This window comes from Methylopila musalis, assembly GCF_042679725.1.
In the GTDB taxonomy this organism is placed as follows: Bacteria; Pseudomonadota; Alphaproteobacteria; order Rhizobiales; family Methylopilaceae; genus Methylopila; species Methylopila musalis.
Map to the genome: position 1 here is coordinate 1 of NZ_JBHTMX010000257.1, position 3365 is coordinate 3365.

General features: G+C 72.5%; 3 protein-coding genes. All 3 read left to right on the top strand.

All coding sequences use genetic code 11. The features are described from left to right. Nucleotides 1-839 (top strand): tetratricopeptide repeat protein (locus tag ACFQ4O_RS16270; protein WP_378777213.1); only part of this gene is annotated, 839 nt, incomplete at its 5' end. Between the two features lie 12 nt (nt 840-851). Next, complete coding sequence (gene ccmE, locus ACFQ4O_RS16275; protein ID WP_378777215.1) at nt 852-1352, top strand: cytochrome c maturation protein CcmE; 501 nt, start codon at nt 852-854, stop codon at nt 1350-1352. After that, nucleotides 1349-3343, top strand: a complete 1995-nt coding sequence (locus ACFQ4O_RS16280; protein WP_378777217.1) for a heme lyase CcmF/NrfE family subunit — start codon at nt 1349-1351, stop codon at nt 3341-3343. The genes ccmE and ACFQ4O_RS16280 overlap by 4 nt, the downstream gene beginning before the upstream one ends. Nucleotides 3344-3365: the final 22 nt, after the last annotated feature.

The following is a 3365-nucleotide window of genomic DNA, read 5'->3' on the forward strand; positions in this document are numbered from 1 at the left end:
GGGCGGCGGCGGTGGCGGCGCTGGTGGTGACGCCGGCGGTGGCGCTCGGCTTCTACGGCGCGCTGGGAAGCCCCAGCGTGTCCGACCGCCCACTCGCCGCGCGCCGCGCCGCGCCCCCGGACGGCCGCAACGTCGAGGAGCTGGTCGCCCGCGTCGAGGCGGAGCTGAAGAAGAACCCCAATGACGGTCGGGGCTGGATGGTGCTCGGCCCGGTCTATCTGCGCCTCGGGCGGGCGGAGGAGGCGGTCGCGGCCTACGCCAACGCCATCCGCGTCATGGGCGCAACGCCCGATCTCGAGGCCAGTCTGGGCGAGGCCATGATGGCCCGCGACGACGGGGCCATCTCGGCCGAAACCCGCGCCGTGTTCGAGCGCGCGGCCAACGCCGAGCCGCCCTCTGTGAAGGGCGTGTTCTATCTCGCCCGCGCCGCCGAGCAGGACGGCGACCTCACCGGCGCGGTGGCGCGGCTGAAGGGCATGCTGGCCAAGGCGCCGGCGGGCGCGCCTTACGTGCAAGGGGTGAAGGGCGAACTGACCCGCCTCGCCGCGCCGCCCGCGATCCCCATGCCGACCGATCAGGAGGCCGCCGCCGCCAAAACGCCGCAGGAGCGCATGCAGATGGTGCGCGGCATGGTGGACCGGCTGGAGGAGCGGCTGAAGGACGGCGGCGAGATCGGCGACTGGCTGCGGCTGGTGCAGTCGCGCGCCGTGCTCGCCGGCGCCGACAGCGCCCGCGCCTCGCTCGCGGAGGCGCGCCGGCGGTTCGCCTCCGATCCGCGCGCGGCCGCGCGCCTCGACGCGCTGGCGGCCGGGGTTGGTCTCGAAGGGCAGGGAGCCTAAAAGGGTATCCGGATGACGATCGACGCCTCTCCCTCCGCCTTCCCGTCGCCGCGCCGCCGGGGCGCCTCCCGCAAGCGCCGGCGGCTCGCGCTGTTCGGGCTCGTCGGCCTCGTGCTGGCGGCGGCGACCGCGCTGGTACTGACCGCGCTCGACGACACCATCGTGTTCTTCCGCACCCCGAGCGAGATCGCCCAGCGTGGCGAGGCTCCCGGCACGCGGCTCCGCCTCGGCGGGCTGGTGAAGGCGGGCTCCATCGTTCAGGACGGCGCGACCGTGCGCTTCGCGGTGACCGACAACGCCCGCGACATGCCCGTGACCTACAAGGGTCTGCTGCCGGACCTGTTCCGCGAGGGGCAGGGCGTGGTGTCCGAAGGGGTGCTTCAGCCGGACGGCTCGTTCCTCGCCGACACCGTGCTCGCCAAGCACGACGAGAACTACATGCCGAAGGACGTCGCCGACCGCATGAAGGCGCAGGGCCTCTGGAAGGGCGACGACGCGGGGGCCGCCAAGTGATCGCCGAAACCGGCCATTACGCGCTCGTTCTGGCGCTGGCGCTGGCGCTGCTGCAGTCCGTGCTGCCGATCTGGGGCGCGCGCACCCGCGACGCGGCGCTGATGGGCCTGTCCGGCCCGCTCGCCTACGGCCAGCTGTTCTTCGTCGCGGTGTCCTTCGCGGCGCTGACCCACGCCTATGTCACCTCCGACTTCTCGGTGGTGAACGTGGTGGAGAACTCTCACTCCGCCAAGCCGCTGATCTACAAGATCTCCGGCGTCTGGGGGAACCACGAGGGCTCGCTGCTGCTCTGGGTGCTGATCCTGGTGCTGTTCAGCGCGCTGGTCGCCTTCTTCGGCAAGAACCTGCCGGACCGGCTGCGGGCGGACGTGCTCGGCGTGCAGGCCATGATTTCGGTGGCGTTCCTGCTGTTCGTGCTGCTGACGTCGAACCCGTTCGCGCGGCTCGACCCCGCGCCGATGGAGGGGCAGGACCTCAACCCGCTGCTGCAGGACCCCGGCCTCGCGATCCATCCGCCGCTGCTCTACATCGGCTATGTGGGCTTCTCGATGGCGTTCTCCTTCGCCGTCGCGGCGCTGATCGAGGGCCGGGTCGACGCCGCCTGGGCGCGCTGGGTGCGGCCGTGGACGCTGGCCGCGTGGCTGTTCCTGACGCTCGGCATCGCCATGGGATCGTACTGGGCCTATTACGAGCTCGGCTGGGGCGGCTTCTGGTTCTGGGACCCGGTGGAGAACGCCTCGCTGATGCCGTGGCTGTCCGGCACCGCGCTGCTGCACTCGGCCGTGGTGATGGAGAAGCGCGAGGCGCTGAAGGTCTGGACGGTGCTGCTGGCGCTGCTGACCTTCGCCCTGTCGCTGCTCGGCACCTTCCTCGTGCGCTCGGGCGTGCTGACCTCGGTCCACGCCTTCGCGGTCGATCCCGCCCGCGGCGTGGCGATCCTCATCATCCTGATCGTGTTCGTGGGCGGCAGTCTGGCGCTCTACGCGCTGCGCGCGCCGACGCTGAAGCAGGGCGGCATGTTCGCGCCGGTGTCGCGCGAGGGCGCTCTGGTGCTGAACAACCTGTTCCTCACCGCGGCCACCGCCGCCGTCTTCGTGGGCACGCTCTACCCGCTCGCGCTGGAGGCCGTGACCGGCGAGAAGATCTCGGTCGGCCCGCCCTTCTTCAACAACACCTTCGGCCCGCTGATGCTGCCGGTGATGCTGGTGATGCCGTTCGCGCCGCTTCTGGCGTGGAAGCGCGGCGACGTCGCTCGCGCCGCCCGCGGCATGGTCTACGCGGTCGGGCTCGCGGTGGTCGCCACCGCGCTGGTGGCGGGCTTCGTCCGCGGCGGGCCGACGCTCGCGCCGCTCGGCGTCGGGCTCGCGCTGTTCGGGCTCGTCGGCGCCTTCGCGGAGCTGGTGGAGCGCTCCAAGCTGTTCCGGGCGCCGTTCGCGGAGTCGGTTCGGCGACTGCGGGGCGCGCCGAGCTCCACCTGGGGCTCCGCCTTCGCCCATGCGGGCATGGGCGTCACCCTGCTCGGCGTGGTCGCGGCCACCGCCTGGCCGAGCGAGGCCGTGGTGGCGCTGAAGCCCGGCCAGTCGGTCTCGATCTCCGGCTATGAGCTCACCTTCGAGGGCGTCAGCCAGCGGCCTGGGCCGAACTTCACCTCCACCGTCGCCGCGGTGACCGTGCGCAAGGACGGCGCCGTGGTGCGTCGTCTGGAGCCGTCGCGGCGGCTCTACGCCGCGCGCCAGATGGACCTGACGGAGGCGAGCATCGCCACCTTCGGCCTATCGCAGCTTTACGCCTCCATGGGCGAATCGCGGGGCGACGACGCCACCGCGCTGCGGGTGACCTACAAGCCGCTGGTGACGCTGATCTGGTTCGGCGCGGTGATCATGGCGCTGGGCGGCGGGCTGTCGCTGGCGGATCGGCGCCTGAGGGTCGGCGCGCCGCGTCGGGCCGAGAAGCCGATCCCCGCCACGGCCCATCCGGCGCCCGCGGAATGAGCCCGCGCCTGCGCCGCGCGGC

Bases quoted from the DNA above. Each gene is read 5' to 3' on its own strand.
- ccmE (WP_378777215.1), top strand. From the start codon at position 852: ATGACGATCGACGCCTCTCCCTCCGCCTTCCCGTCGCCGCGCCGCCGG.